Annotated in this window: 24 protein-coding genes and 1 pseudogene; 14 read left to right on the plus strand and 11 right to left on the minus strand. The window is 61.6% G+C overall.

What is annotated here, in order from left to right:
- The first annotated feature begins 176 nt into the window (after positions 1-176).
- On the plus strand, positions 177-692 hold the full coding sequence (locus tag CO666_RS13630; RefSeq protein ID WP_004671899.1) for a single-stranded DNA-binding protein: 516 nt from the start codon (positions 177-179) through the stop codon (positions 690-692).
- Positions 693-787: 95 nt separating this feature from the next.
- On the opposite strand, the gene CO666_RS13635 is transcribed toward CO666_RS13630, so the two are convergent.
- Positions 788-1,435, minus strand: a complete 648-nt coding sequence (locus CO666_RS13635) for a MarC family protein (RefSeq protein WP_097612646.1) — start codon at positions 1,433-1,435, stop codon at positions 788-790.
- 236 nt (positions 1,436-1,671) lie between these two features.
- Here CO666_RS13635 and gyrA point away from each other — a divergent pair, with 236 nt between their 5' ends.
- Positions 1,672-4,494 carry a DNA gyrase subunit A gene (gene gyrA, locus CO666_RS13640; protein WP_097612647.1) on the plus strand — a complete coding sequence of 941 codons (2,823 nt, stop codon included), beginning with the start codon at positions 1,672-1,674 and terminating at the stop codon, positions 4,492-4,494.
- Between the two features lie 395 nt (positions 4,495-4,889).
- On the opposite strand, the gene CO666_RS34890 is transcribed toward gyrA, so the two are convergent.
- The 3 genes from CO666_RS34890 to CO666_RS13645 all read right to left on the minus strand — a co-directional run bounded on the left by CO666_RS34890 (position 4,890) and on the right by CO666_RS13645 (position 5,638).
- Positions 4,890-5,024, minus strand: a complete 135-nt coding sequence (locus CO666_RS34890) for a hypothetical protein (RefSeq protein WP_280951805.1) — start codon at positions 5,022-5,024, stop codon at positions 4,890-4,892.
- A 36-nt stretch (positions 5,025-5,060) separates the two neighbouring features.
- The gene (locus tag CO666_RS34160; protein WP_003539654.1) at positions 5,061-5,216 is read right to left on the minus strand and encodes a hypothetical protein; all 156 of its coding nucleotides are present in this window, start codon (positions 5,214-5,216) and stop codon (positions 5,061-5,063) included.
- Between the two features lie 131 nt (positions 5,217-5,347).
- Positions 5,348-5,638, minus strand: a complete 291-nt coding sequence (locus CO666_RS13645; protein ID WP_097612648.1) for a hypothetical protein — start codon at positions 5,636-5,638, stop codon at positions 5,348-5,350.
- A gap of 90 nt (positions 5,639-5,728) precedes the next feature.
- Here CO666_RS13645 and coaD point away from each other — a divergent pair, with 90 nt between their 5' ends.
- From coaD to tgt, 5 genes are all read left to right on the plus strand, one after another.
- Positions 5,729-6,223, plus strand: a complete 495-nt coding sequence (gene coaD, locus CO666_RS13650) for a pantetheine-phosphate adenylyltransferase (protein ID WP_097612649.1) — start codon at positions 5,729-5,731, stop codon at positions 6,221-6,223.
- Between the two features lie 73 nt (positions 6,224-6,296).
- A complete protein-coding gene (locus CO666_RS13655; RefSeq protein ID WP_085737255.1) occupies positions 6,297-6,869 on the plus strand; it encodes a peptidylprolyl isomerase in 573 nt (190 codons plus the stop codon).
- A gap of 28 nt (positions 6,870-6,897) precedes the next feature.
- Positions 6,898-7,407, plus strand: coding sequence for a peptidylprolyl isomerase (locus tag CO666_RS13660; RefSeq protein ID WP_097612650.1), 510 nt, complete (start codon positions 6,898-6,900; stop codon positions 7,405-7,407).
- A gap of 69 nt (positions 7,408-7,476) precedes the next feature.
- Complete coding sequence (gene queA, locus CO666_RS13665; protein ID WP_097612651.1) at positions 7,477-8,562, plus strand: tRNA preQ1(34) S-adenosylmethionine ribosyltransferase-isomerase QueA; 1,086 nt, start codon at positions 7,477-7,479, stop codon at positions 8,560-8,562.
- Complete coding sequence (tgt, locus tag CO666_RS13670) at positions 8,559-9,689, plus strand: tRNA guanosine(34) transglycosylase Tgt (protein WP_097612652.1); 1,131 nt, start codon at positions 8,559-8,561, stop codon at positions 9,687-9,689. Before queA ends, tgt begins: the two co-directional genes overlap by 4 nt.
- Here tgt and CO666_RS13675 read toward each other — a convergent pair.
- The 6 genes from CO666_RS13675 to CO666_RS13700 form a co-directional block, all read right to left on the minus strand.
- A complete protein-coding gene (locus tag CO666_RS13675) occupies positions 9,686-10,777 on the minus strand; it encodes an acyltransferase family protein (RefSeq protein WP_097612653.1) in 1,092 nt (363 codons plus the stop codon). The two genes, tgt and CO666_RS13675, sit on opposite strands and share 4 nt — an antisense overlap.
- 107 nt (positions 10,778-10,884) lie before the next feature.
- Positions 10,885-11,313, minus strand: coding sequence for a DUF4864 domain-containing protein (locus CO666_RS13680; protein WP_097612654.1), 429 nt, complete (start codon positions 11,311-11,313; stop codon positions 10,885-10,887).
- 81 nt (positions 11,314-11,394) lie between these two features.
- On the minus strand, positions 11,395-12,660 hold the full coding sequence (gene fabF / locus CO666_RS13685; protein WP_097612655.1) for a beta-ketoacyl-ACP synthase II: 1,266 nt from the start codon (positions 12,658-12,660) through the stop codon (positions 11,395-11,397).
- A gap of 12 nt (positions 12,661-12,672) precedes the next feature.
- Entirely contained in the window at positions 12,673-13,179 is a 507-nt protein-coding gene (locus tag CO666_RS13690; protein WP_097612656.1) for a winged helix-turn-helix transcriptional regulator, read from the minus strand.
- A 41-nt stretch (positions 13,180-13,220) separates the two neighbouring features.
- Entirely contained in the window at positions 13,221-13,523 is a 303-nt protein-coding gene (locus CO666_RS13695; protein ID WP_097612657.1) for a hypothetical protein, read from the minus strand.
- Between the two features lie 132 nt (positions 13,524-13,655).
- Positions 13,656-15,776 (minus strand): calcium-binding protein, encoded by a 2,121-nt coding sequence (locus CO666_RS13700; RefSeq protein WP_097612658.1) that lies wholly within the window; start codon positions 15,774-15,776, stop codon positions 13,656-13,658.
- Between the two features lie 198 nt (positions 15,777-15,974).
- On the opposite strand from CO666_RS13700, the pseudogene CO666_RS35025 reads away from it, so the two are divergent.
- Positions 15,975-16,175: pseudogene (locus CO666_RS35025) on the plus strand (hypothetical protein); the annotation flags it as partial.
- An 83-nt stretch (positions 16,176-16,258) separates the two neighbouring features.
- Here CO666_RS35025 and CO666_RS13710 read toward each other — a convergent pair.
- Positions 16,259-16,447, minus strand: coding sequence for a hypothetical protein (locus tag CO666_RS13710; protein WP_097612659.1), 189 nt, complete (start codon positions 16,445-16,447; stop codon positions 16,259-16,261).
- A 189-nt stretch (positions 16,448-16,636) separates the two neighbouring features.
- Here CO666_RS13710 and CO666_RS13715 point away from each other — a divergent pair, with 189 nt between their 5' ends.
- From CO666_RS13715 to CO666_RS13740, 6 genes are all read left to right on the plus strand, one after another.
- Complete coding sequence (locus CO666_RS13715; RefSeq protein WP_097612660.1) at positions 16,637-17,032, plus strand: hypothetical protein; 396 nt, start codon at positions 16,637-16,639, stop codon at positions 17,030-17,032.
- A gap of 199 nt (positions 17,033-17,231) precedes the next feature.
- On the plus strand, positions 17,232-18,062 hold the full coding sequence (locus CO666_RS13720; RefSeq protein ID WP_097612661.1) for a metallophosphoesterase family protein: 831 nt from the start codon (positions 17,232-17,234) through the stop codon (positions 18,060-18,062).
- A complete protein-coding gene (locus CO666_RS13725) occupies positions 18,059-19,291 on the plus strand; it encodes an ABC transporter ATP-binding protein (RefSeq protein WP_097612662.1) in 1,233 nt (410 codons plus the stop codon). The genes CO666_RS13720 and CO666_RS13725 overlap by 4 nt, the downstream gene beginning before the upstream one ends.
- Positions 19,284-20,207: a carbohydrate ABC transporter permease gene (locus CO666_RS13730; RefSeq protein ID WP_097612663.1), complete on the plus strand. Its 924-nt coding sequence runs from the start codon at positions 19,284-19,286 to the stop codon at positions 20,205-20,207. The genes CO666_RS13725 and CO666_RS13730 overlap by 8 nt, the downstream gene beginning before the upstream one ends.
- Positions 20,204-21,037 carry a carbohydrate ABC transporter permease gene (locus tag CO666_RS13735; protein ID WP_097612664.1) on the plus strand — a complete coding sequence of 278 codons (834 nt, stop codon included), beginning with the start codon at positions 20,204-20,206 and terminating at the stop codon, positions 21,035-21,037. The genes CO666_RS13730 and CO666_RS13735 overlap by 4 nt, the downstream gene beginning before the upstream one ends.
- 25 nt (positions 21,038-21,062) lie before the next feature.
- Positions 21,063-22,328 carry an ABC transporter substrate-binding protein gene (locus CO666_RS13740; protein ID WP_097612665.1) on the plus strand — a complete coding sequence of 422 codons (1,266 nt, stop codon included), beginning with the start codon at positions 21,063-21,065 and terminating at the stop codon, positions 22,326-22,328.
- Positions 22,329-22,339: the final 11 nt, after the last annotated feature.

The raw sequence follows: 22,339 nt of genomic DNA on the forward strand, positions 1-22,339 counted from the left end.
GATCATACGGATAAACTAGAACAAAGAAAGAACAAAATTCCTGATGGATGCATGCGGCCTTCTGATGGATAAACATGTGGATGAACGACCGTTTACGCGCATCGGCGGTCTGCGATGGTTTAAGGTGCGCTGATCGATTAACGCCGCCGGGCAGGGCGGCAGGCAGGGTGAGAAGCATGGCTGGTAGCGTGAATAAGGTAATTCTGGTTGGAAACGTGGGTGCAGACCCCGAAATCCGCCGTACTCAGGATGGCCGGCCGATCGCCAATCTTCGTATCGCGACCTCGGAGACCTGGCGTGACCGAAATTCCGGCGAGCGCCGCGAGAAGACCGAATGGCACACTGTCGTCGTCTTCAACGAGGGCCTCTGCAAGGTCGTCGAGCAATATGTGAAGAAGGGCGCCAAGCTCTATATCGAAGGCCAGCTGCAGACCCGCAAGTGGCAGGACCAGCAGGGCCAGGACCGCTATTCGACCGAAGTGGTGCTTCAGGGCTTCAGCTCGACGCTGACCATGCTCGACGGCCGCGGCGATGGCGGCGGCGCAAGCTCCGGCTTCGGCGGCGGCCGCGGCGGCAGCAGCAACAATGATTACGGCGACGATTACGGCGCCCCGGCCCCTTCCTCGTCGCCCAGCCGCGGTGGTGGCGGCGGCAACTTCTCGCGCGATCTCGACGACGACATCCCGTTCTGATCAACCGCGTTTCGTGGCTTGAAAGACCTGAGAGCATGATGTCTTTGGCGGCATCATGCTCTTTTTCTTTGATCTCGCGGCAGTTGCCGCCGCTTTCAGTGCGGCGTCGCGCTGATCAGATTGAGCGCCGCTTTCGCGCCGTCGACGACGAATTGCACCGCCAGGGCGGCGAGGATGACGCCGAGGAGGCGGGTCAGGATGGCCCGGCCGGTAACGCCGAGGAAACGGTCGAGCCTGTCGGCGATCAGCAGCATCAGCAGCGTCAGCAACAGATTGGCGGCGATGACGGCGATTAGTTGCGCCTTCCCGACGGAGGTCGCCAGCGTGCCGGCCAGCAGGATCGTCGCCGAGATCGCACCCGGGCCTGCGATCAGCGGCAAGGCGAGGGGAAAGACGGCGATATTCTCGATATGATCCTTGGTGACGGCAGCCTCGCTGGCCTTCTCCTTGCGCTCCTGCCGTCGCTCGAACACCATCTCGAAGGCGATCCAGAAGAGCAGCAGCCCGCCGGCGATGCGGAAGGCGCCGATCGAGATCCCGAGGACCCCGAGCACGCCGGCGCCGAACAGCGCGAAGACGGCGAGGATGATGAAGGCGATCGTCGAGCCGCGCAGCGCCACCTGCGTGCGCTCGGCCCGGCTCATGCCCGTGGTCAGCCCCAGGAAGATCGGGGCGAGCCCCGGCGGATCGATGGTGACGAGCAGCGTCGTGAAGGCGTTGATCAATTGGTCGGCGCTTGCCATCGTCTCTCCGAAACCCCATATGGACACGTGGTTTTTATGATTGTGAAGCGGGGATTCCGATTTGGCAAATATCCCGCGGCCGCCTGCGACCGATTTGTCCGCTGAGGCCGCGCATCTTTAATGTTTTACCCTCTTTAAGCCGCAAAAGCCTGTTCAAAACGCGCTCGGAAATTGGCGCGGCAACAGGCTTTCCGCTATAAATCTTCAAGTGATTCTAGAAGAGATCGTGATCTGTTTTGACTGAGCAAACACCCCCCGGCGGCGGGAAGCTCCCGCCAGGCATCGAGCCTATCTCCATCATGGAGGAAATGCAGCGGTCGTATCTCGATTACGCCATGAGCGTCATCGTCAGCCGCGCGCTGCCCGACGTGCGCGACGGCCTGAAGCCCGTGCACCGGCGCATCCTCTACGGCATGTCCGAGCTCGGCATCGACTGGAACAAGAAATACGTCAAATGCGCCCGCGTCACCGGTGACGTGATGGGTAAATACCACCCGCACGGCAACACCGCGATCTATGATGCGCTCGCCCGCATGGCCCAGCCCTGGTCGCTGCGGCTGCCGCTGATCGACGGCCAGGGCAATTTCGGCTCGGTCGACGGCGATCCGCCGGCGGCCGAACGTTACACCGAATGCCGCCTGGAAAAGGCAGCTCATTCGCTGCTCGACGATCTCGACAAGGAAACCGTCGATTTCCGCGACAACTATGACGGCACGCTCTCCGAGCCGGTCGTGGTGCCGGCCAAGTTCCCGAACCTGCTCGTCAATGGCGCCGGCGGCATTGCCGTCGGCATGGCGACCAACATCCCGCCACACAATCTCTCCGAAGTCATCGACGGCTGCATCGCGCTGATCAACGATCCGGCCATCGAGCTGCCGGAACTGATGCAGATCATTCCCGGTCCCGACTTCCCGACGGGTGCGAAGATCCTCGGCCGGGCCGGCATCCGCTCGGCTTACGAGACCGGCCGCGGTTCGGTCATCATGCGCGGCGTCGCCGCCATCGAGCCGATGCGCGGCGACCGCGAGCAGATCATCATCACCGAGATTCCCTACCAGGTGAACAAGGCGACGATGATCGAGAAGATGGCCGAGCTGGTGCGCGACAAGCGCATCGAGGGTATCTCCGACCTGCGCGACGAATCCGACCGCCAGGGTTACCGCGTCGTCGTCGAGCTGAAGCGCGACGCCAATGCCGAGGTCATCCTCAACCAGCTCTACCGCTATACGCCGCTGCAGACGTCCTTCGGCTGCAACATGGTGGCGCTGAACGGCGGCAAGCCCGAGCAGCTGGCGCTGCTCGACATGCTGCGCGCTTTCGTCTCCTTCCGCGAAGAAGTCGTTAGCCGGAGAACGAAATTCCTGCTGCGCAAGGCGCGCGACCGCGCCCATGTCTTGGTCGGCCTTGCGATTGCCGTCGCCAATATCGACGAAGTCATCCGCGTCATCCGTCAGGCGCCCGATCCGCAGTCGGCCCGCGAAGAGCTGATGACGCGCCGCTGGCCGGCCGAAGATGTCGAAAGCCTGATCCGTCTGATCGACGATCCGCGTCACCGCATCAACGAGGACCTGACCTACAATCTCTCCGAAGAGCAGGCCCGCGCCATCCTCGAACTGCGCCTTGCCCGCCTGACGGCCCTTGGCCGCGACGAAATCGGCGACGAACTCAACAAAATCGGCGAAGAGATCAAGGATTACCTCGATATTCTCTCCTCGCGCGTCCGCATCCAGACGATCGTCAAGGACGAGCTCATCGCCGTCCGCGACGAATTCGGCACGCCGCGCCGCACCGAGATCGTCGATGGCGGCCTTGAAATGGACGACGAGGATCTGATCGCCCGCGAGGACATGGTCGTCACCGTCTCGCATCTCGGTTACATCAAGCGCGTGCCGCTCACCACCTACCGCGCCCAGCGCCGCGGCGGCAAGGGCCGCTCCGGCATGACCACTCGCGACGAGGATTTTGTTAGCCGGCTATTCGTCGTCAATACCCATACGCCGGTGCTGTTCTTCTCCTCGCGCGGCATCGTCTACAAGGAGAAGGTCTGGCGCCTGCCGATCGGCACGCCGACCTCGCGCGGCAAGGCGCTGATCAACATGCTGCCGCTCGAACCCGGCGAACGCATCACCACCATCCTGCCCTTGCCCGAGGATGAGGCGAGCTGGGACAATCTCGACGTCATGTTCTCGACGACGCGCGGCACGGTTCGCCGCAACAAGCTGTCGGACTTCGTCCAGGTCAACCGCAACGGCAAGATCGCCATGAAGCTGGAAGAGGAGGGCGATGAGATCCTCTCGGTCGAAACCTGCACCGATCAGGACGACGTTCTCCTGACCACGGCGCTCGGCCAGTGCATCCGCTTCTCCGTCGACGACGTTCGCGTCTTTGCCGGCCGCAACTCGATCGGCGTGCGCGGCATCAATCTCGGCGAAGGCGACCGCATCATCTCGATGACGATCGTCGGCCATGTCGATGCCGAGCCGTGGGAGCGCGCCGCCTATCTGAAACGCTCCGCCGCCGAACGGCGTGCAACGGGCGTGGATGAAGAGGACATCGCGCTGGTCGGTGAAGAAGTCACCGAAGAGGGACAGCTCTCCGACGAGCGCTACGACGTGTTGAGAGCCCGCGAACAATTCGTGCTGACAGTCTCGGAAAAGGGTTTCGGCAAGCGTTCGTCCTCTTATGACTTCCGCATCTCCGGCCGCGGCGGCAAGGGTATCCGCGCCACCGACACGTCGAAGACCGGCGAGATCGGCGAACTGGTTGCGGCCTTCCCCGTCGATGACGGCGACCAGATCATGCTGGTTTCCGATGGCGGCCAGCTGATCCGCGTGCCGGTCGGCGGTATCCGCATCGCCAGCCGCGCCACCAAGGGCGTCACCATCTTCTCGACGCACAAGGACGAAAAGGTCGTCTCGGTCGAGCGTATCAGTGAACCGGAGGACGACGAGGCGGAGGAGGCTGTCGAGGTTGCCGAAGGCGCCGCAGCTGCCGAGGACGGTGCTGCCGGCGAGGCGCCGATTGCCGAGGGCGATCCGGCCGGACCTGCCGAGGAATGATCAGATGAACGGGGCGGCTTCGGGCCGCCCTTAGTTTTTTGACGGAGCTTGCTTTCTATTCAGCGCGGTTTGTACCAGTGGCTGCCCTCGCCCTAGCTCTCTCGCCGTAAACGGGGCGAGGGGACGTGCCCAGCGAGACGTTGGCGAAGGGACGGAGGGGGTTGCGCCTATCCCCCTTCGCCCCGTTTACGGGGAGAAGGTGGCGGCAGCCGGATGAGGGGCGGGCTTCGGCAATCTCCGGGATCGGGTTTTGGCTTCGTGCCCCCTTCCTCTTCAAGCCCGAGGACCGCTCAATCCAAAGAAAAAGCCGGACGCTGGGGTGCATCCGGCTTTGAAAGGCCTTGGGCAGCGGAAGGGCGCCGCTCAAGGTGGGGAAGGGGTTGGAAAGAGGAAAGTCAGAACGCTCTATGTTTTTCGTTCATCGCCTTTACCTCTTCGCCTTCGCGCCGGAGCGCCGAGATCGTCGAGGTTACGGACACGATGAACATGACGCTGATAAGGGCCGTGAGCACTGTCAAGATCGTGAACATGGGCATTCCTTTCCTGGGGAGTTGCGTTCTCGCCCCTCAGTACTGGCCCAGTACGGCCGTCCGGGCCGAAGCATAGGGACCATAAACCTTGGACGTATCAACCTTCTGATCATAGAGAGCGACAGTTGCAGTCAGCATGCCCGTGACCATTACCATCCAGAGCACGTTAATCATCGTAATCTTGCCGGGCATCTTTAGTCCTTCCTGCCGCGATAATCGCATCTATATGTCGGTTGAATGAACGCATCCGTTTTAAAATGGTTCCGCCGGATGTTGAGGGGGTGTTTACCAATGCCGATCTGAAGCCTCCTTGAATGTCTCGTTCATCTGGCGTTCAGATTCGAAGCCCGGTTTGCCCCACGCAGGCGACCTTGGGCGCGCACGATCGCCGCATGTTCGGCGAGTTCGGGCCGCACCCAGCTCACCTCGTAGCGATCGGCGAAATAGCCATAGGCCATCTCGGCAGCGAGGGAGGAAACGACGGCAAGTGCAACGAGCACGATCAGCATGGGTGTAGTCTTTCGGGGAGCGCCGGATGCCGGAATGGCATCGGCTGCGTTGATGGTTTGAGTTAAGCAGATCCTGTCTGAAACCGCCTTGAACGGGTCATTCATCCACCGTTCAACCGTCCGGGACGATCGGCCAAATCACTTGCGGCAAAGCGGCATCCATGACAAAAGGCGTCAAACCAACGGTCGGGCCAGATGACGACAGCTTTTTATCCGGGGTCTTTCGACCCGATCACCAATGGGCATGTGGATGTTCTGGTCCAGGCGCTGAACGTCGCCGAAAAGGTGATCGTCGCGATCGGCATCCATCCCGGCAAGGCGCCGCTGTTTTCCTTCGAGGAAAGGGCCGAGCTGATCCGCCGTTCTCTGGCGGAAGCGCTTCCCGGCAAGACCGGCGATATCACGGTCGTCGCCTTCGACAATCTGGTTGTCGATGCCGCCCGCACCCATGGCGCCACGCTTTTGATCCGCGGCCTTCGCGACGGCACCGATCTTGATTATGAAATGCAGATGGCCGGCATGAACCGGACGATGGCGCCTGACATCCAGACCATCTTTTTGCCGGCAGGCACGGCCTCTCGGCCCATTACCGCCACATTGGTCCGCCAGATCGCCGCCATGGGTGGCGATGTCAGCGCCTTCGTGCCGGCCGCCGTTCTACAAGCCCTCACATCCAAGCGCCAAAATTAACAACGACAAAGACTTGCAGGCACAAGACCAGCAAGCGCAAAGACCAGGCGGAACCCGCCGCAATGGAGCCCATATGAAACTCTTTTATCTCGCATTTGCCGGCGTGTTGTATCTCGCCTCCTTTGCCGGCGATGCCTTCGCCCAGTCTGCCGATCATTACCTCACCATCCAGCTGAAGAATGGTCCCGTCGTCATCCAGCTCATGCCTGATGTTGCGCCGAAGCATGTCGCGCAGATCGAGGCGTTGGCCAAGAAGGGCGAATACGACAACGTCGCCTTCCATCGCGTCATCGAGGGTTTCATGGCCCAGACCGGCGACGTCAAATATGGCAACATGGAAAAGAACTTTGACGCGAGCCTGGCCGGCACCGGCGGCTCAGACCTTCCCGACCTTCCGGCTGAATTCTCCAAGACCCCGTTCGTGCGCGGCACGGTCGGCATGGCCCGTTCGCAGGATCCGAATTCCGCCAATTCGCAGTTCTTCATCATGTTTGCCGACGGCTCCTTCCTGAACGGCCAGTACACCGTCGTCGGCAAGGTCGTCTCCGGCATGGAGAATGTCGACAAGATCAAGCGCGGCGAAGGCCAGAACGGCGAAGTCAAAAGTCCAGACCGGATGATCAAGGTCACCCTGGGCAAGAAGTAAGTTACGAGAGAAACAACAGGAGAAGACAATGGCCGAGATCAAGGATCCCGAAAACACCATCATTCTGGAAACCACCAAGGGCAAGGTTGTCATTCAGCTTCTGCCGCAGGTTGCGCCCGAGCATGTCGCCCGCATCAAGGAACTCGCCCGCGAGAAGGCCTATGACGGCGTCGTCTTCCACCGTGTCATCCAGGATTTCATGGCCCAGACGGGCGATGTCCAATATGGCAAGAAGGGTTCGGAAACCTTCAATCCCGGCCGGGCCGGCATGGGCGGCTCCTCCAAGCCGGATCTGAAGGCCGAATTCTCCGCGACGACGCATACGCGCGGCACCTGCTCGATGGCCCGTTCGCAGAACCCGAACTCCGCCAATTCGCAGTTCTTCATCTGCTTTACCGACGCGCCCTGGCTGAACAAGCAGTATTCCGTCTGGGGCCAGGTCATTGAAGGCATGGAAAACGTCGACAAGATCAAGCGCGGCGAGCCGGTTTCCGATCCGGACTCGATCGTCTCGATGCGGGTTGCCGCCGACGTCTGATTGTGATTTCTGCTGAAACCCGCCCTTGCGTGACTGCGCGAGGGCGGGTTTCGCTTTGAAAGTGCCCTTATGCGCGTAGACCTTTTCGATTTCGATCTGCCCGATGAACGCATCGCGCTACGGCCCGCCGAGCCGCGCGACAGTGCGCGCCTGCTCGTCGTCGATCCCAATGCGGCAAACAGCCTTTCGGATCATAGCGTCAGTGACCTGCCGTCCTTCCTCAGGGCGGGCGATGCGCTGGTTTTCAACGATACCAAGGTCATCCCGGCCCAACTCGAAGGCATCCGTCATCGCGACGGCGCCGGCGGCCAGCAGGTGTCGGCAACGCTGCACATGCGCGTCGGCCCCAGCCGCTGGAAGGCCTTTGCCAAGCCCGGCAAACGCATCAAGCCGGGTGATCGCATCGCCTTCGGCCATTCCGGCGAAAGCTGCTTGCTTGGCTCGCTTGACGCGACCGTCGAGGAAAAGGGCGAGGCCGGCGAGGTGACGCTGGCCTTCGATCTTTCCGGCCCGACGCTCGACGAGGCGATCGCCGCCGTCGGCCATATTCCGCTGCCGCCCTATATCGCCGCCAAGCGCCCCGAGGATGAGCGCGACCGCGAGGATTACCAGACGATCTATGCCCGGGAGGAGGGCGCCGTTGCCGCTCCCACCGCCGGCCTGCATTTCACCCCTGCGCTGTTCGAGGCGCTCGACAAGGCCGGTATCGAACGCCATTTCGTCACGCTGCATGTCGGCGCAGGCACCTTCCTGCCCGTCAAGGCCGACGATACCGCCGATCACAAAATGCATCTGGAAAGCGGTTATGTCGGCGCCGAAACCGCCGCCCGGCTGAATGCCGTCAAGGCAAGGGGCGGGCGCATTGTCTGCGTCGGCACCACCTCATTGCGGCTCATCGAGAGTGCAGCTGCGGAAAGCGGTGAGATCAAGCCCTGGGCCGGCGCCACCGGCATCTTCATCACGCCCGGCTACCGCTTCAAGGCGGTCGACATTCTGATGACCAATTTCCATTTGCCGCGCTCGACGCTGTTCATGCTGGTCTCGGCCTTTTCAGGCTTCGAGGCCATGCATGCAGCCTATAAACACGCCATTTCGACAGGCTACCGCTTCTACTCCTATGGTGATGCGAGCCTTCTTTTCCGGAAAGACAAATGACAGAGAACTTCCAATTCACGCTTGAAAAGACCGACGCCGGCGCCCGCCTCGGCAAAATCTCCATGCCGCGCGGCGAAATCCGCACCCCGGCCTTCATGCCGGTCGGCACTGTCGGCACCGTCAAGGCCATGTATCTCGACCAGGTGCGCGAAACCGGCGCCGACATCATTCTCGGCAATACCTATCACCTGATGCTGCGCCCGACCGCTGAGCGCGTCGCCCGCCTCGGCGGCCTGCACAAGCTGATCCGCTGGGAGCATCCGATCCTGACGGATTCCGGCGGTTTCCAGGTCATGTCGCTCTCCGGCCTGCGCAAGCTCGACGAGCAGGGCGTCACCTTCAAGTCGCATGTCGACGGCAGCCTGCACCACATGTCGCCGGAGCGCTCCATCGAAATCCAGGGCCTGCTCGGCTCCGATATCCAGATGCAGCTCGACGAATGCGTGGCGCTGCCGGCCGAGCCGAGGGAGATCGAGCGCGCCATGGAAATGTCGCTGCGCTGGGCCGAGCGCTGCCGGGTTGCCTTCGGCGACCAGCCGGGCAAGGCGATGTTCGGCATCGTCCAGGGCGGCGATATTCCGGCGCTGCGCATTCGTTCGGCCGAGGCGTTGAGCCAGCTCGATCTCAAGGGTTATGCCATCGGCGGCCTTGCCGTCGGCGAGCCGCAGGACGTCATGCTGCGGATGCTCGAAACGACGCTGCCGGTGCTGCCCGGACAAAAGCCGCGTTACCTCATGGGTGTCGGCACGCCGGATGATATCCTGAAATCGGTCGCCCGCGGCATCGATATGTTCGACTGCGTCATGCCGACCCGCTCCGGCCGCCACGGCCTGGCCTTTACCCGCCGCGGCAAGGTCAATATCCGCAATGCCCGCCATGCCGAGGATATGCGCCCGCTCGACGAACAGTCGAGCTGCCCGGCCTCACGCGATTATTCGCGGGCCTATCTGCACCACCTCGTCCGCTCCAACGAAGCGCTCGGCGGCATGCTGCTCTCCTGGAACAATCTCGCCTATTACCAGGAACTGATGCAGGGCATCCGCAAGGCCATCGCCGAAGACCGCTTCGCCGATTTCATGGCGGAGACGCAGGAAGAATGGGCGAGGGGCGATCTCGACCCGGTTTAAGGCTGCTCTGTCACCGTGTTGCTGACAGCGGGGACAGCGGACGACGGGTTCGGCGCAATCATCATTGTGAGTTTTTTACGCACGGGCTCGTCGAAGTGAACGGCGGCCATGCCAGCCAGAATGAAAATCGCAAAAACCACGATCATACCGGCTGCCGGGGAAGCAGGAAGGTCATAGCCCCTTTGCCGCAGTGAATGCAGCAGGGTGAAGATGGGCCCATGCAGGATATAAATCGGATAGGAAAGCCTCCCCAACCATCGGAATACCAATTCGACCAGGCCAGCCTGCCTTGTGGACATCGCCAGCCAGACAATGGCGGGAAAGACGACAAGGCACAGCAGAAAATCAAAATATGGGAAACCGAAGAATGTTCTGGCCGGGATGTTCGTGATGAAGATAAGACAGGCACACAGAAGCAGCCCGATGATGTTGCCGCTCACAGCCACGTTCGGTTTTCGAACCTCATAGAAGCGATAAAGGCAGATTCCGAGCGCGAAAGAGACAAGAACTCTTGAAAAGCCAAATCTGAAATAGCCTGCCTGGTGACCAATATCGAGGTTGCCTACGAATAACGCTCCGTACAGTGTGAAGCCCGCGGCCCCCATGGTGATGGCCAACAGGATTCTCCATGACAGCCGTATCAGAAGCGTAGAAAACAGCGTTCCGGCCCAGAGTTCGAAGAAGAGCGACCAGCTGGGACCGTTCAGAGGAAAGGCCCCGTCCACATTTGGGCTCGGAATGAACAGGATCGCCCTCACTAGAAGATCGGTGAGTGTAAGGTAGTCCAAGCCGAATTGAAGTGCATGGTTAAGAAGGCCGACAGGAAGCGAAAGCAGATAGAGCGGATAAAGCCGAATGATGCGTTGCACGACAAATTTGGCAGGCGAAATCTCTCCCGTCGCCAGTCGCTTCTCATAGGAATTCGCAAGAACGACGCCGCTCAAAAGGAAGAAGAGATCTACCGCAAGGTAGCTGATATTCCGCGGGACCGGGCCCAGCGTCCCACTCGTATGCAGGAACATGACCATGATGGCCGCAATTCCTCGCAAAGCTTCAAGGCCTGTGAAAAACTGCTTGCCACTGTTCACGGTCACAATCCTCCGGTGAAATATTATTACTCTGGGAGGATTTCGAAATCGTTAGTACAACGCCGCCGTGCAATAGGCCGACTTCTGTCGGTGACAGGCGCAAAGCGTCAAATTCCTTTGCTGTCCGCATCCGGCATGATCTGCACGCCGTTGATCCGATAGCTGCCGTCCGGCTGGCGGGTGAGCTGGTAGATCGCCGTCCAGTCCTTGCCGTCGCGGCCTGAAATCAGCACCTCGTGATAGATCAGCGCGCCGTTGTCGATCGAGCGGCTGCGGCCGAAGGCGTAGTTGCCGGGATGGTAAACCGGCTCGTAGCTCTTCTTCACCATGGCGAAGAACAGGTTCTTGTCGGGATACATCGCCTTGATGCCGGGAGCGGCGAAGGAATAGGCGGTCTCGGCGTCGTCCTTGAGGAAGGCCTTGATCTGTTCCTCGATCATGGTCCTCGTCGTATCGATCGGATCTTCGGCGCGAGCCGAGAGAGGAGAGAAGGCGGACGCGGCACACAGAATGAGAACTGCGAGAAAGGCGCGCATGGATTGATCTCCGGCTCCGTCGGGGAGCGAGCCCCGATAGAGCGGAAGTGTAAGCGAATTTCAGCGCAAGAAAAGCAGACTTTACGACCAGCGGCGGAAGAGGGCGCTGGCATTCACCCCGCCGAAGCCGAAACCGTTGGTGATCGCATAGTCCATGGTGAGCGGCCGCGCCGTCTTGCCGACGATATCGATGCCGTCGGCATCAGGATCGGCCTCGTTCAGGTTGCGGGTCGGCGGCGCGATCTGGTCGCGCAGCGCCAGAATGGTGAAGATCGCCTCCAGCCCACCGGCCGCCCCGAGCAGATGGCCGGTCGCCGACTTCGTGGCGCTGACGGCAATGCCGCCATTGCGGCCGAAGACCGTGCCGATCGCGGCGATCTCGCCCCTGTCGCCGACCGGTGTCGAGGTCGCATGCGCGTTGAGGTGCCGAACCTCGGAGGCGGCGATTTTTGCCTGCCGAAGCGCGGCCTCCATCGCCCGCCGCGCGCCGTCGCCGTCCTCGGGGCCTGAGGTCATGTGATAGGCATCCGCCGCCGTGCCGTAGCCGACGAGTTCGGCAAGCGGCGTGGCGCCGCGGGCAAGCGCATGGTCCAGCGTTTCGATGACCAGAATGCCGGCGCCTTCGCCCATGACGAAACCGTCGCGTGCCGTGTCGAAGGGCCGCGATGCAAGCTCCGGCGTCTCGTTGAAGCCGGTGGAAAGGGCACGCGCTGCGGCAAAGCCGCCGAGGCTCACCTTGTCGATGCAGGCCTCGGCGCCGCCGCAGATCGCCACATCCGCTTCGCCGGAGCGGATCAGCCGCGCCGCATCGCCGATCGCCTGAACGCTGGCGGCACAGGCGGTCACCGGCGCGCCGAGCGGTCCCTTGAAGCCGTAGCGAATGCTGACCTGGCCGGCAGCGAGATTGACGAGGAAGGACGGCACGGTGAAGGGCGACAGCCGCCGCACGCCGCGTGTCTCGCCGATCCGCACCGCTTCGGCGATGGCCGGAAAGCCGCCGACCCCGGAGGCGATGATCGTCGCAGTGCGCTCTCGCGCAGCTTCGTCAGTCGGCAGCCAGCCGGCCTGCTTGACCGCTTCCTCCGTCGCCGCCATGGCGAACTGGATGAAACGGTCCATCTTCTTCTGGTCCTTGGGCGGGACGTAACGGTCGGGATCGAAGCCGGCTTGCGCATCTTCACCAATGCCGGGAACGATGCCGCCGACCTTGGCTGCGAGCTCGCCGACGATGTCTTCCGCCAATACCCGCAGCCCCGAACCGCCGTCGAGAAGACGTTTCCAGGCCGGCTCGACGCCGGTGCCGAGTGGCGAGACAAGTCCCATGCCGGTAACAACGATGCGATCCATTCTCTTTCTCCGTTATGCGTCGATGCCGAGATACCAGGCGCGCATGCGGGCGATCCGCGCGTGCACTTCGTCGTCGGCTGCAGGGCCTGCCAGCAGGCTGGTATTTTCGGGTGTCACTTCTTCGCCGGTCCGTGCGTCCACCAGCATTGTTTCGCGCGCTTTGCCCGAAGCGGCATCGCCCAAGAGGAAGGCGAGGTCCTCTTCCGGAATATGCCGGCTTCCCCAGGAAAACAGCGTCATCAGCACCGGAAAGAAATCGCGACCCTTGTCCGTCAGCACATATTCGTAGCGGGCAGGGCGCTGATGGTAGAGACGCCGTTCGAACAGCCCTTCATCCGTCAGATGTTTCAACCGCCGCGTCAGGATGTTCGGCGCCACGCCGAGGCTCTTCTGAAAATCGTCGAAGCGCGACAGCCCTTGAAAGGCGTCACGCAGGATCAGGATGCTCCACCAGTCGCCAACGCTGTCGAGCGCACGCGCCGCCGGGCATTTGAATTGACTGAAGCTTGTCCGCTGCATGGCTGATGTCACTATAGCAGTAACTATCATCATGCAAGTTACTATCGGGACTCATCCTCGAAAATCCGGGCGAGCAGAATGCCGGTGACGAGCATGCCGGCGGCGACGAAGATCGTATCACCCGGCGTGCCGATATAGAGCGGCCCGATATTGGCAAAGAGCAGGAAGGCAATGAGGAAATTCACCCAGCCCCAGACGACGTTCGCAATGGGCGAACCGAGCTTGTCCTGTTGCGCGAAGGGGATGCGGAAAGCCCTACCGCTGACGCCGTTGACGAAATGCGGGATGCCGTTGGTCAGAAATCCCGCGGCGATGAAATGAGCGATATAGGCAATCCAGGGCAAAGGCTTCTCCGCGGCTGCGAGTGGCGTCAACGGACAATCTGGCCGGGATTCCTGCTCCGGCAAGAGGACATGTGTGAAGCAACCGCCGGGGGGAGTTGCAGCCAGCCCCTGAAGAGGACGGGTCTGGCCGGGTCAGATCAGCCCGAAATCTTTGAAATGAAGCGCCGGAGAATTGTCGAAATCCGCGACCTGGACTGCGCTGCCCGCAGCGCTTCCATCCGCGTCGAAGGATAGAGTGCCGCTGGCCTGATCGTAGATCAGCCTGTCATCGGCCTCGAGCGCTTTCGTTCCCAGAACAAAATTCTCATCCGAAAATTTGGACAGGCTGAGTGTGGCGAAAATCGTATGGTCGAGCAGCAGCTTGTCGCCGGCCGCGGAAGAGAAATCCCGGATCTTGTCGACGCTGAGATTGTCGGGCTTCACGTCGAAGACGAAGGAATCGGCTCCGCCGCCGCCGGTGAGAATGTCCGCACCGGCTTTGCCGAACAGCTTGTCGTTGCCGAGCCCGCCGGTCAACTGGTCGGCGCCCTTGCCGCCATTGATCGTGTTGCTCCCGTCGTTGCCGGTGAGAACATTGGCCGTGTTGTTGCCCGTCGCGCTGAGATTGGCCGTTCCGGTCAAGGTGAGATTCTCGATCGTTCCGGCCGTGCGCTGCAGATCGGCCAGGCTGAAGGAGGTCGAAGCCTTGACGGTGTCCTTGCCGGATGCCCCGGCCTCATCGGCAAAATCGCCCGCATCGTCGATCACATAGGTATCGTTCCCGGCATGCCCCGCCATGCGGTCGGCGCCGGTGCTGCCGTCGAGGATATTGTTGCCGGAGTTGCCGACGAGAACATTGGCCAGCGCATTTCCCGTGCCGTTGATATTGGCGGCGCCGGTCAGTGTGAGATTCTCGATGTTTCCGATCGCATGCGCTGTGTCCTTGAGGCTGAAGCTGATCGACGACATGACCGTGTCGGTCCCGCCGCCCTGGCTTTCGTCGACGATCTGCGTGGGGCTGGTGACGATGAAAGTGTCGTTGCCGGTGCCGCCATAGACATGGCCGGTTGCCGGCGGTGTGCCGCCGCCGCCTGCGACCTCGATGATAACGGGATGGTCGACGACCTCAACCGTCAGGGACGAGACATTGCTGAGGCTTTTGATTACCGTCGACCCGGTCAGGGGATCGAAGACCTTAACGGAACCGAACGAGGATCCGAGATTGACTTTGACGCCCGTCGTCGCGGCCTGAATCGCCGTGTCGATGGACTGGTTCCAGATATCGGGCTCGTTCCAGATGATGATCTGGTAGCTTCCGTCGGATTTTTCCGTCAGCAGGCTGCGGGCCGAGGACGGCAGGCCGTCGATCGAATAGTTGAGCGTTCCGGCGCTGAAGCTTGCCTTCTGAGCGCCGTTGTCCGCAAGGATTTCGGTCAGATTGTGGATCGCCGTCGCCGCCGGCTTGGCCGAATAGTCGAGGTGAAAGAGGCCGAAATGCTTTTCCTGATTGCTGCCCTGCGGATCGGAATAGGCGTCGAGCAGCTCGTAGAGGAAGGTCTGTTTCGATCCGAGCGCCGCGCCGTCCATCAGCGTATTGAGCAGCAGCTTTGCCTGCGTCGCTTCGCTGACGCCTTCCCAGCCGCCATTGGTGTCGGCGGTGAGCGAGGTATGGTAACCGGTCTCGGTGATCGCGAGCGGCTTGCCCGGATCGGCAGCGCGCTGAACGCCCGATTCTCGCGAAAGCCATGAATATGGTTGGTCGCCATCCTTCGCATAGGTGTGGATCGTCGTGTAGTCGGAGGCGGAAGCGACCGTATACCCGGTAAAGCTGAGGACCGGGATATCCTTCAGCAAGGGGTCGGCGTTGACAGCGGCAGACAGGTCCTTCTGATAGGCGAGTGCTGCGGCCTGGCCGCTGAGGCCGTGATAGCTGACGGGCCAGTTGTTGACTTCGTTCGGGCCTTCAATGCCGACGACCGAGCCGGGATGGGCTTGAACGAAAGCATGCAGCCGCTGGACCACGGTGGCGGGGTCGACCTCCCGCTGGGCGCTGAAGACGAATTGCACGCCGGCGTCGGCCGCATTGCCGAGATGGGTTTGTCCGTTGGGGTCGGAAGCGGCGTTGGGAGCGTGATCGCGAACCGTGTCGAGGCCGAGATAATCGAGAGCCTTAACGACTTCTCCGACATTGGAATATTTTCCGTCGGTGTAGTCGATATGGGTATCAATGCCAAAGGAACGAATAATATCGTTTATTCGAACGGCCTGAGCCATCAGTTTCTCTCCCGGTTTGCGAGGGAATTGGCGATAGGAATGGATCCCTATTTGTTCTAACCAATTCGATTTAATACACGAGGAGGGCCGTGCAGTACTGCTCCGTTAACCATGCTATGTTGTTGCCAATGTGGCCCATTTCGGGCGGTATTTATTATGCAGTCTGTGCTTGCATTTTCTGCTCGTGGCGGCCCAGGCGCGCCCGTTGTCGGCGAGACCAGGGCCTCTGAGGCGAGATCCAGGTTCGCGGCAGCGATCACGCTGCTATCGGCCGGAACGCCGATATTTTTCATGGGCGAGGAAATCGGTGCGCAGAAACCCTATCGCTACAATGATTTCCTCGACAATCGGGAGAATATTCTCGGTGAAGCTGATGGCGGCGGGGCAGGGATGATCAGCGGGCCGCGGCAGGAGCGCTCAAGGTCGTATTGCCCGCGTCAGGCGTGTAGTCTTTCGCAGGCAATAAGGGGAAGCTGGAGCCTTCAGGCGAAGCCAAGCGGCAGCTTGTCCAGTTTCCTGTCGGCGCCGTAATCGCGCTCATGCGGCGAGCGCCGGCGACCGTCGCTGCGGCTGGAAAGGTCGATCCGGTTTTCGGCAAAGATCCCGTCCGGCCATGTGCCGGTATCATGGCAATCGGCGTCGATCTTCGGGGCAAGGATTCTCAGCATCATCGGGGTTCCTCCGCGGCGCACCATCAACATTCGGAAAGGCCGCTTGGTTCCATTTGTAAACCCTGAATTATTAATAAATTAACCATAATTGCAGGGCGAAAACCGGTCATCGCTTGACGTGAGATGAGCGGCCCATGGAACTCCTGATCCTGATCGCCGTTGATCCGGCATGAACCACAGGAGGTTTCCATGCAGCTGATCGACACGCGGGTGACACAGGCCGGCGACTTCTTCACCGTCGAATTCCTGGGCGAAGGAGGAGAATCGATTTCCGTCAAAATCGATAATTCCCATGGCGAGCTCGACGCCTCGACGGCGCTCGACCGCGCCAAGGTGATGATGGTTCAGCTGACCGCCTTTTCCGGCCGGGAGGCGGACGGCAGCATCAACCGGTACGACGCCTTGAGCAACGGCAATTTCGACGAAGGCAGCAAGGGTTTGATCGGCCAGCCGAGCGCGCGTTCGGCCCATGACCGCGAAACGCTGGAGGAGGAGCTGAACGAAGGACTCGAGGACTCGTTTCCGGCAAGCGACCCTGTCTCGGCAACGGTGTCGTCCATTCCCGCCAATACGCCACGGCATTGATTTCACCGCAGTCTCAATTCCGAATGCAGGCGAAAGTCGCCCCGGTTCCCGCGGGCGGCTTTTTCTTGCGTGACAGATTGATGTCAAAACTGAGAAACAGCTGAAAACCGCGGATGTCTGATTGACATGGGAGCCTTCTAGAGAGGGCCCGGGAAGGGAGCGTCGATGACGCGCTTCCAGGTCTCGGAGACGCGTCCTCATGAAAATCATTCAGATTACCGACACCCATTTCAGCCCGAACAAGCCGCATTTCAACGGCAACTGGGCGCCGCTTCTAAGCTGGATCGAAGAGACCGGCGCCGATCTGATCATCCATACCGGTGATCTCACCGTCGACGGCGCCGACAAGGATGAAGATATCACCTTCTCGATGGATCTGATGCGCCAGGTGTCGATCCCGATGCTGATCGTCCCCGGCAATCACGATGTCGGTCACTTCAGAGAAACCGACCAGCCCGTCAATGCCGAGCGGCTGGCCCGTTGGCGCAGCCTTGCCGGTGACGATCGCTGGCTGGAGGATGCGGCCGGCTGGCGCTTCATCGGTTTGAATTCGCTGCTTCTCGGTCATGAGGATGACGAGGAAGAGGCCCAGTTCGAATGGCTCGCCAGGGCGTTCGAAGACAGGGCAGGGCGGCGCGTGGCGCTTTTCGCGCACAAGCCGCTGTTCGTCGATGCTCCCGATGAAGGCGATACCGGCTACTGGAGCGTTCGCCCGGCGCAGCGCCGGCGGCTTTATGATCTGATATCGGCCCATGACGTGGCGCTGTTTGCCAGCGGCCACCTTCACTGGGCTTGGCAGGGCCGTTTCGGCAATACGCAGCTGAGCTGGGGGCCGTCGGCCGCTTTCATCATCGACAAGATGGAGCGCGAAATGCCGGGCGAACGGCTGATCGGCGCCGTCGTTCACGAGTTCGATCGATCGGTCGAAAGCGAGATCGTCGCTGTTCCCGGCATGACCGCTTATGTGCTCGATGATGTCGTGCTCGAAGTCTATCCCCAGGCGGTCAAGCCGCGCGAGGTTGCCGAATGAGCGCGCTCTCGCTTCGCGGCATCACCAAAGCCTTCGGCGGCAACCAGATCCTCAACGGCGTCAGCCTCGATGTCGGGGCCGGTGAATTCATCGCGCTGGTCGGTCCTTCCGGCTGCGGCAAGAGCACGCTGCTACGCGTCCTTGCCGGCCTCGACCACGCCGATCGCGGCGAGATCTCGATCGGCGGGAAAGACATGTCCGGTGTTGCAGCCGCCGACCGCAACATCGCCATGGTCTTTCAGTCCTACGCGCTCTATCCGCATCTGACGGCCGCGCAGAATATCGCCGTGCCGCTGGCGATGCGCCTGATGTCGAGGATACAGCGGCTGCCCTTTCTGGGATCGTTGATGCCGGGCCAGCGCGCCACCCGCGCGGCAATCGCCCGCGACGTCAGGGAGATGGCGATATCGCTGAAGATCGACCACCTGCTCGACCGCAAGCCCGGCCAGATGTCGGGCGGCCAGCGCCAGCGTGTGGCGCTTGCCCGCGCCATGGTGCGCCGGCCGAGCATCTTCCTGATGGACGAGCCGCTGTCCAATCTCGACGCGAACCTGCGCGTCCACGCCCGCGGCGAAATCGTCGACCTGCATCGTCGCGCCGGCGTGCCGACGCTCTATGTCACCCATGACCAGGCGGAAGCGCTGTCGATGGCGGATCGCGTCGCCGTGATGCTGGGCGGAAGATTGCTGCAGATCGCCAGCCCTGAGGTCATCTACGACGATCCGGCCCACATCGAGGTCGCCCGCTTCATCGGCCAGCCGCGCATCAATGTGCTGCCGGCCTTTGCCGAAGGCGGCGTCATCCTCTGCGGCGGCCTGCGGCTGACGCTTGAAAATGCGCCCGGCGGGAAGATGCCGGTCACGCTCGCCATTCGTCCCGAATTCGTCTTTCTTTCCAGGAACAGGCATGACGGTCTTGCCGCCCGGATCGAACGCGTCGAATTCCTCGGCTCCGAAGTCATTCTCTACTGCCGGCTCGAGGCGATCGGCGAAACGATCATCGCCAAGGTTCAGCCGTCCGAAGCCGCAGGCCTTGCGGCCGGGGATGCCGTCGGCCTTCGCTTGTCGCCGGGGCGTACGCTGATCTTTGCCGAGGACGGCAGCCGGCTGGCGGGCTTCGTCGCCAGTGGTGATGCCGGGCTCAGCTCTGCTGATGCCGGGCTCAGCTCTGCTGATGCCGGGCTCAGCTCTGCGGGTGCCGATGCTCAGCGGGAGAGGGCGCATGGCTAGCGTCGTCTCGATGGCCATCCCGGGCAATTCCGCCATTGCCCATCGGCGCGGCGAGGCCCGCATCGCCTGGATGCTGGTGATGCCGGCGATGATCCTGATTTTTCTCTTCGTGCTTTTGCCGGTCGCAGCTGTCGTCGTGCTCGGCTTTACCGACTTCGAACTCGGCTACGGCAAATTCCGTTTCGTCGGCTTCGAGAATTATGCGCATCTGATCACCGACCGCACCTTTCGCAAGTCGCTGTGGAATACGATGGTCTATACGGCGATCGTCGCACCCGTCTCGATCCTGCTCGGCCTCGGCATCGCCATGTTGATCGAGAGCGAGACGGCCGCACGCAGCGTCTTCCGCACCGCCTATTTCCTGCCGGTCGCCTCGCTGATCGTCGCCATGGCGACCGTCTGGCAATATATGTTTCACCCGACGATCGGCCCGATCAACGCGCTGCTGGCCCTTGTCGGGCTTCCCGGCCTGAACTGGCTCGGCAGCTCCAGCACGGTGCTTTACAGCCTGTCGATCATCGGCGTCTGGCAATCGACCGGCTTCAACATGGTGCTGTTCCTGGCCGGCCTGACGGCGATCCCGCGCGAGCTTTACGCCGCAGCCGAAGTCGACGGCGCCAGATCCTCCCTCGACCGCCTTCTGCTGGTGACCTGGCCGATGCTCGGGCCGACAACACTCTTCGTCATCACCATCAGCATCACCAATGCAGTCAAGGTCTTCGAGACGGTGAAGATGCTGACCGATGGCGGCCCGAACAAGGCATCGGAAGTGCTGCTCTTCACCATCTACCAGGAAGGCTTCGTCTATCTGCGCGTCGGTTACGCCTCGGCGATGACCGTGGTCTTCCTCCTGATCCTCGTGGTGCTGATGTTCCTGCAGTACCGCGTTCTCGATCGCCGGGTGCATTACACATGATCAGCGCTTTTTCTCTGGGCAGGGTCATCCGCCTGAGCCTGCTTTGTCTTGGGGCGATCATCTTCCTGTCGCCTTACATCTTCATGATCTCGGCGGCCGGCAAGACGCAAAGCGACATCTTCACCTCGTCGCTGTCGCTCATCCCCACGCATCTCGCCTATATCGAGAATTTCGCCAAAGCCTTGAGCCGGGTGCCGATGGCGCGGCTCCTGTGGAACGGCGTCGTCGTCTGCGGGCTGATCTTCCTCTTTCAGGTGCTGGTGGCAATCCCCTGCGCCTACGCCATGGCGAAGCTGCGTTTCGGGGCGGCCCGCGCCATGATGCTGCTGGTCATGCTCGGCCTGCTGGTGCCGATCCATGCGACGGCGCTGCCGCTTTACGTTGCCTTCAACAGCGCCTCGCTGCTCAACAGCTATGCCGCCCTGGTCGCGCCCTTCACCATTTCGGTTTTCGCAATCTTCATGTTCCTGCAGTTCTTCCGCGCCATGCCGGACGATCTCATCCACGCCGCCCGTCTCGACGGCATGTCGGAGCTCGGCATCGTTGCCCGCGTCATCGTGCCGAATGCCTGGCCGGCGGTCACCGCCTTCGCCATCTTCTCGGTCGTCGCCCATTGGAACGATCTCTACTGGCCGCTGATCGTCATCAGCAAGCAGGACTACGCCACGCCGCCGCTCGGCCTGATGTATTTCCGCGCCGCCGAGGCCGGCGACGACTACGGCGCCCTGATGGCGGCGACCCTCATCATTACCCTTCCCCTCGTCGCCGCCTTCCTGCTTGCGCAGAAGCGGTTCGTCGAGGGCATCACCATGACCGGTCTCAAAGGCTGACCGGCTTCAACCAGGAGAACGAGCGATGAAACATATCACCCAGCTTCTCGCCGCAGCGGCCGTATCCTTGGCAATCGCGCTTCCCGCGCAGGCCGAGACGACGCTGACGGTTCATTACCCTATGCCGGGCTTCTTCAAGGACGTGATGGACACGATCTCGAAGAAGTTCATGGCCGAAAATCCTGACATCAAGATCCAGTTCGCCAGCCCCTCGGCAACCTATGAAGAGGGCATCCAGACGATCCTTCGCCAGGTCGGCACCAGCGAAATGCCTGACATCACCTTCATCGGCCTCAACCGCCTGCGCATGCTCGACGAGCGCGACGTCGCCGTCGACCTCGGCCCGCTCGTCAAGAAAGACGGCAACATGGCCGAGCAGGGCTTCTCCGACACGATCCTCAAGCTCGCCCAGGTCAAGGGCAAGCAGCTGGGCCTGGCTTTCGCCACTTCCAACCCGATCATGTATTACAATGCCGATCTGGTGAAGGCGGCCGGCGGCAATCCCGACAATCCGCCGAAGACCTGGGACGAGGTCATCGCGCTCGGCGCCAAGATCAAGGCGCTCGGCAATGGCGTCGACGGCATCGATTTCCGCTGGCAGGGCGACGACTGGATGTTCTCGGCACTGCTCTTCGGCGCCGGCGGCAAGATGCTGAGCGAGGACGAAAGCCAGGTCGCCTTTAACGGTCCGGAAGGCCAGAAGGCCGTCGAGGTCCTGCATCGCCTGGTCAGCGAAGGCGGCATGCCTGTCTTCACCAAACCTGCCGGCGAACAGGCTTTCGCGGCCGGCAAGGTCGGTTTCGAATTCCAGACGACGGGCGCGTCGCGCAATACGATCAAGAATGTCGGCAACAAGTTCGATCTGCGCACCGCCAAGATCCCGCTGATCGATCCGGTCAACGGCCGTCTGCCCACCGGCGGCAACGCCGTCGTCATCCTGACGCACGACGCCGCCAAGCAGGACGCCGCCTGGAAGTTCGCCAAGTTCGCCGCCGGCCCATACGGCGCTTCCGTTGTCGTGCCCGGCACCGGCTATGTCCCGAACAACGAGCTTGCCGCCAAGTCGCCCGAATATCTCGGCGATTTCTACAAGCAGAACCCGTTGTTCCAGGCAGGCCTCAGCCAGATGCCGGTGATGATCCCCTGGTATGCCTTCCCCGGCTCGAACGGCGTCAAGGTCACGCAGACGATCGTCGACAATCTCTCGCGCATCGTCGACCAGTCGGCCGAGCCGAAGGAAGCACTCGACGACGCGGCCGCCGATGTCGAAGGCATGCTGCCGCGCAGCTGATCAGCCTTCAC

It is taken from the genome of Rhizobium chutanense (assembly GCF_002531935.1).
In the GTDB taxonomy this organism is placed as follows: domain Bacteria; phylum Pseudomonadota; class Alphaproteobacteria; order Rhizobiales; family Rhizobiaceae; genus Rhizobium; species Rhizobium chutanense.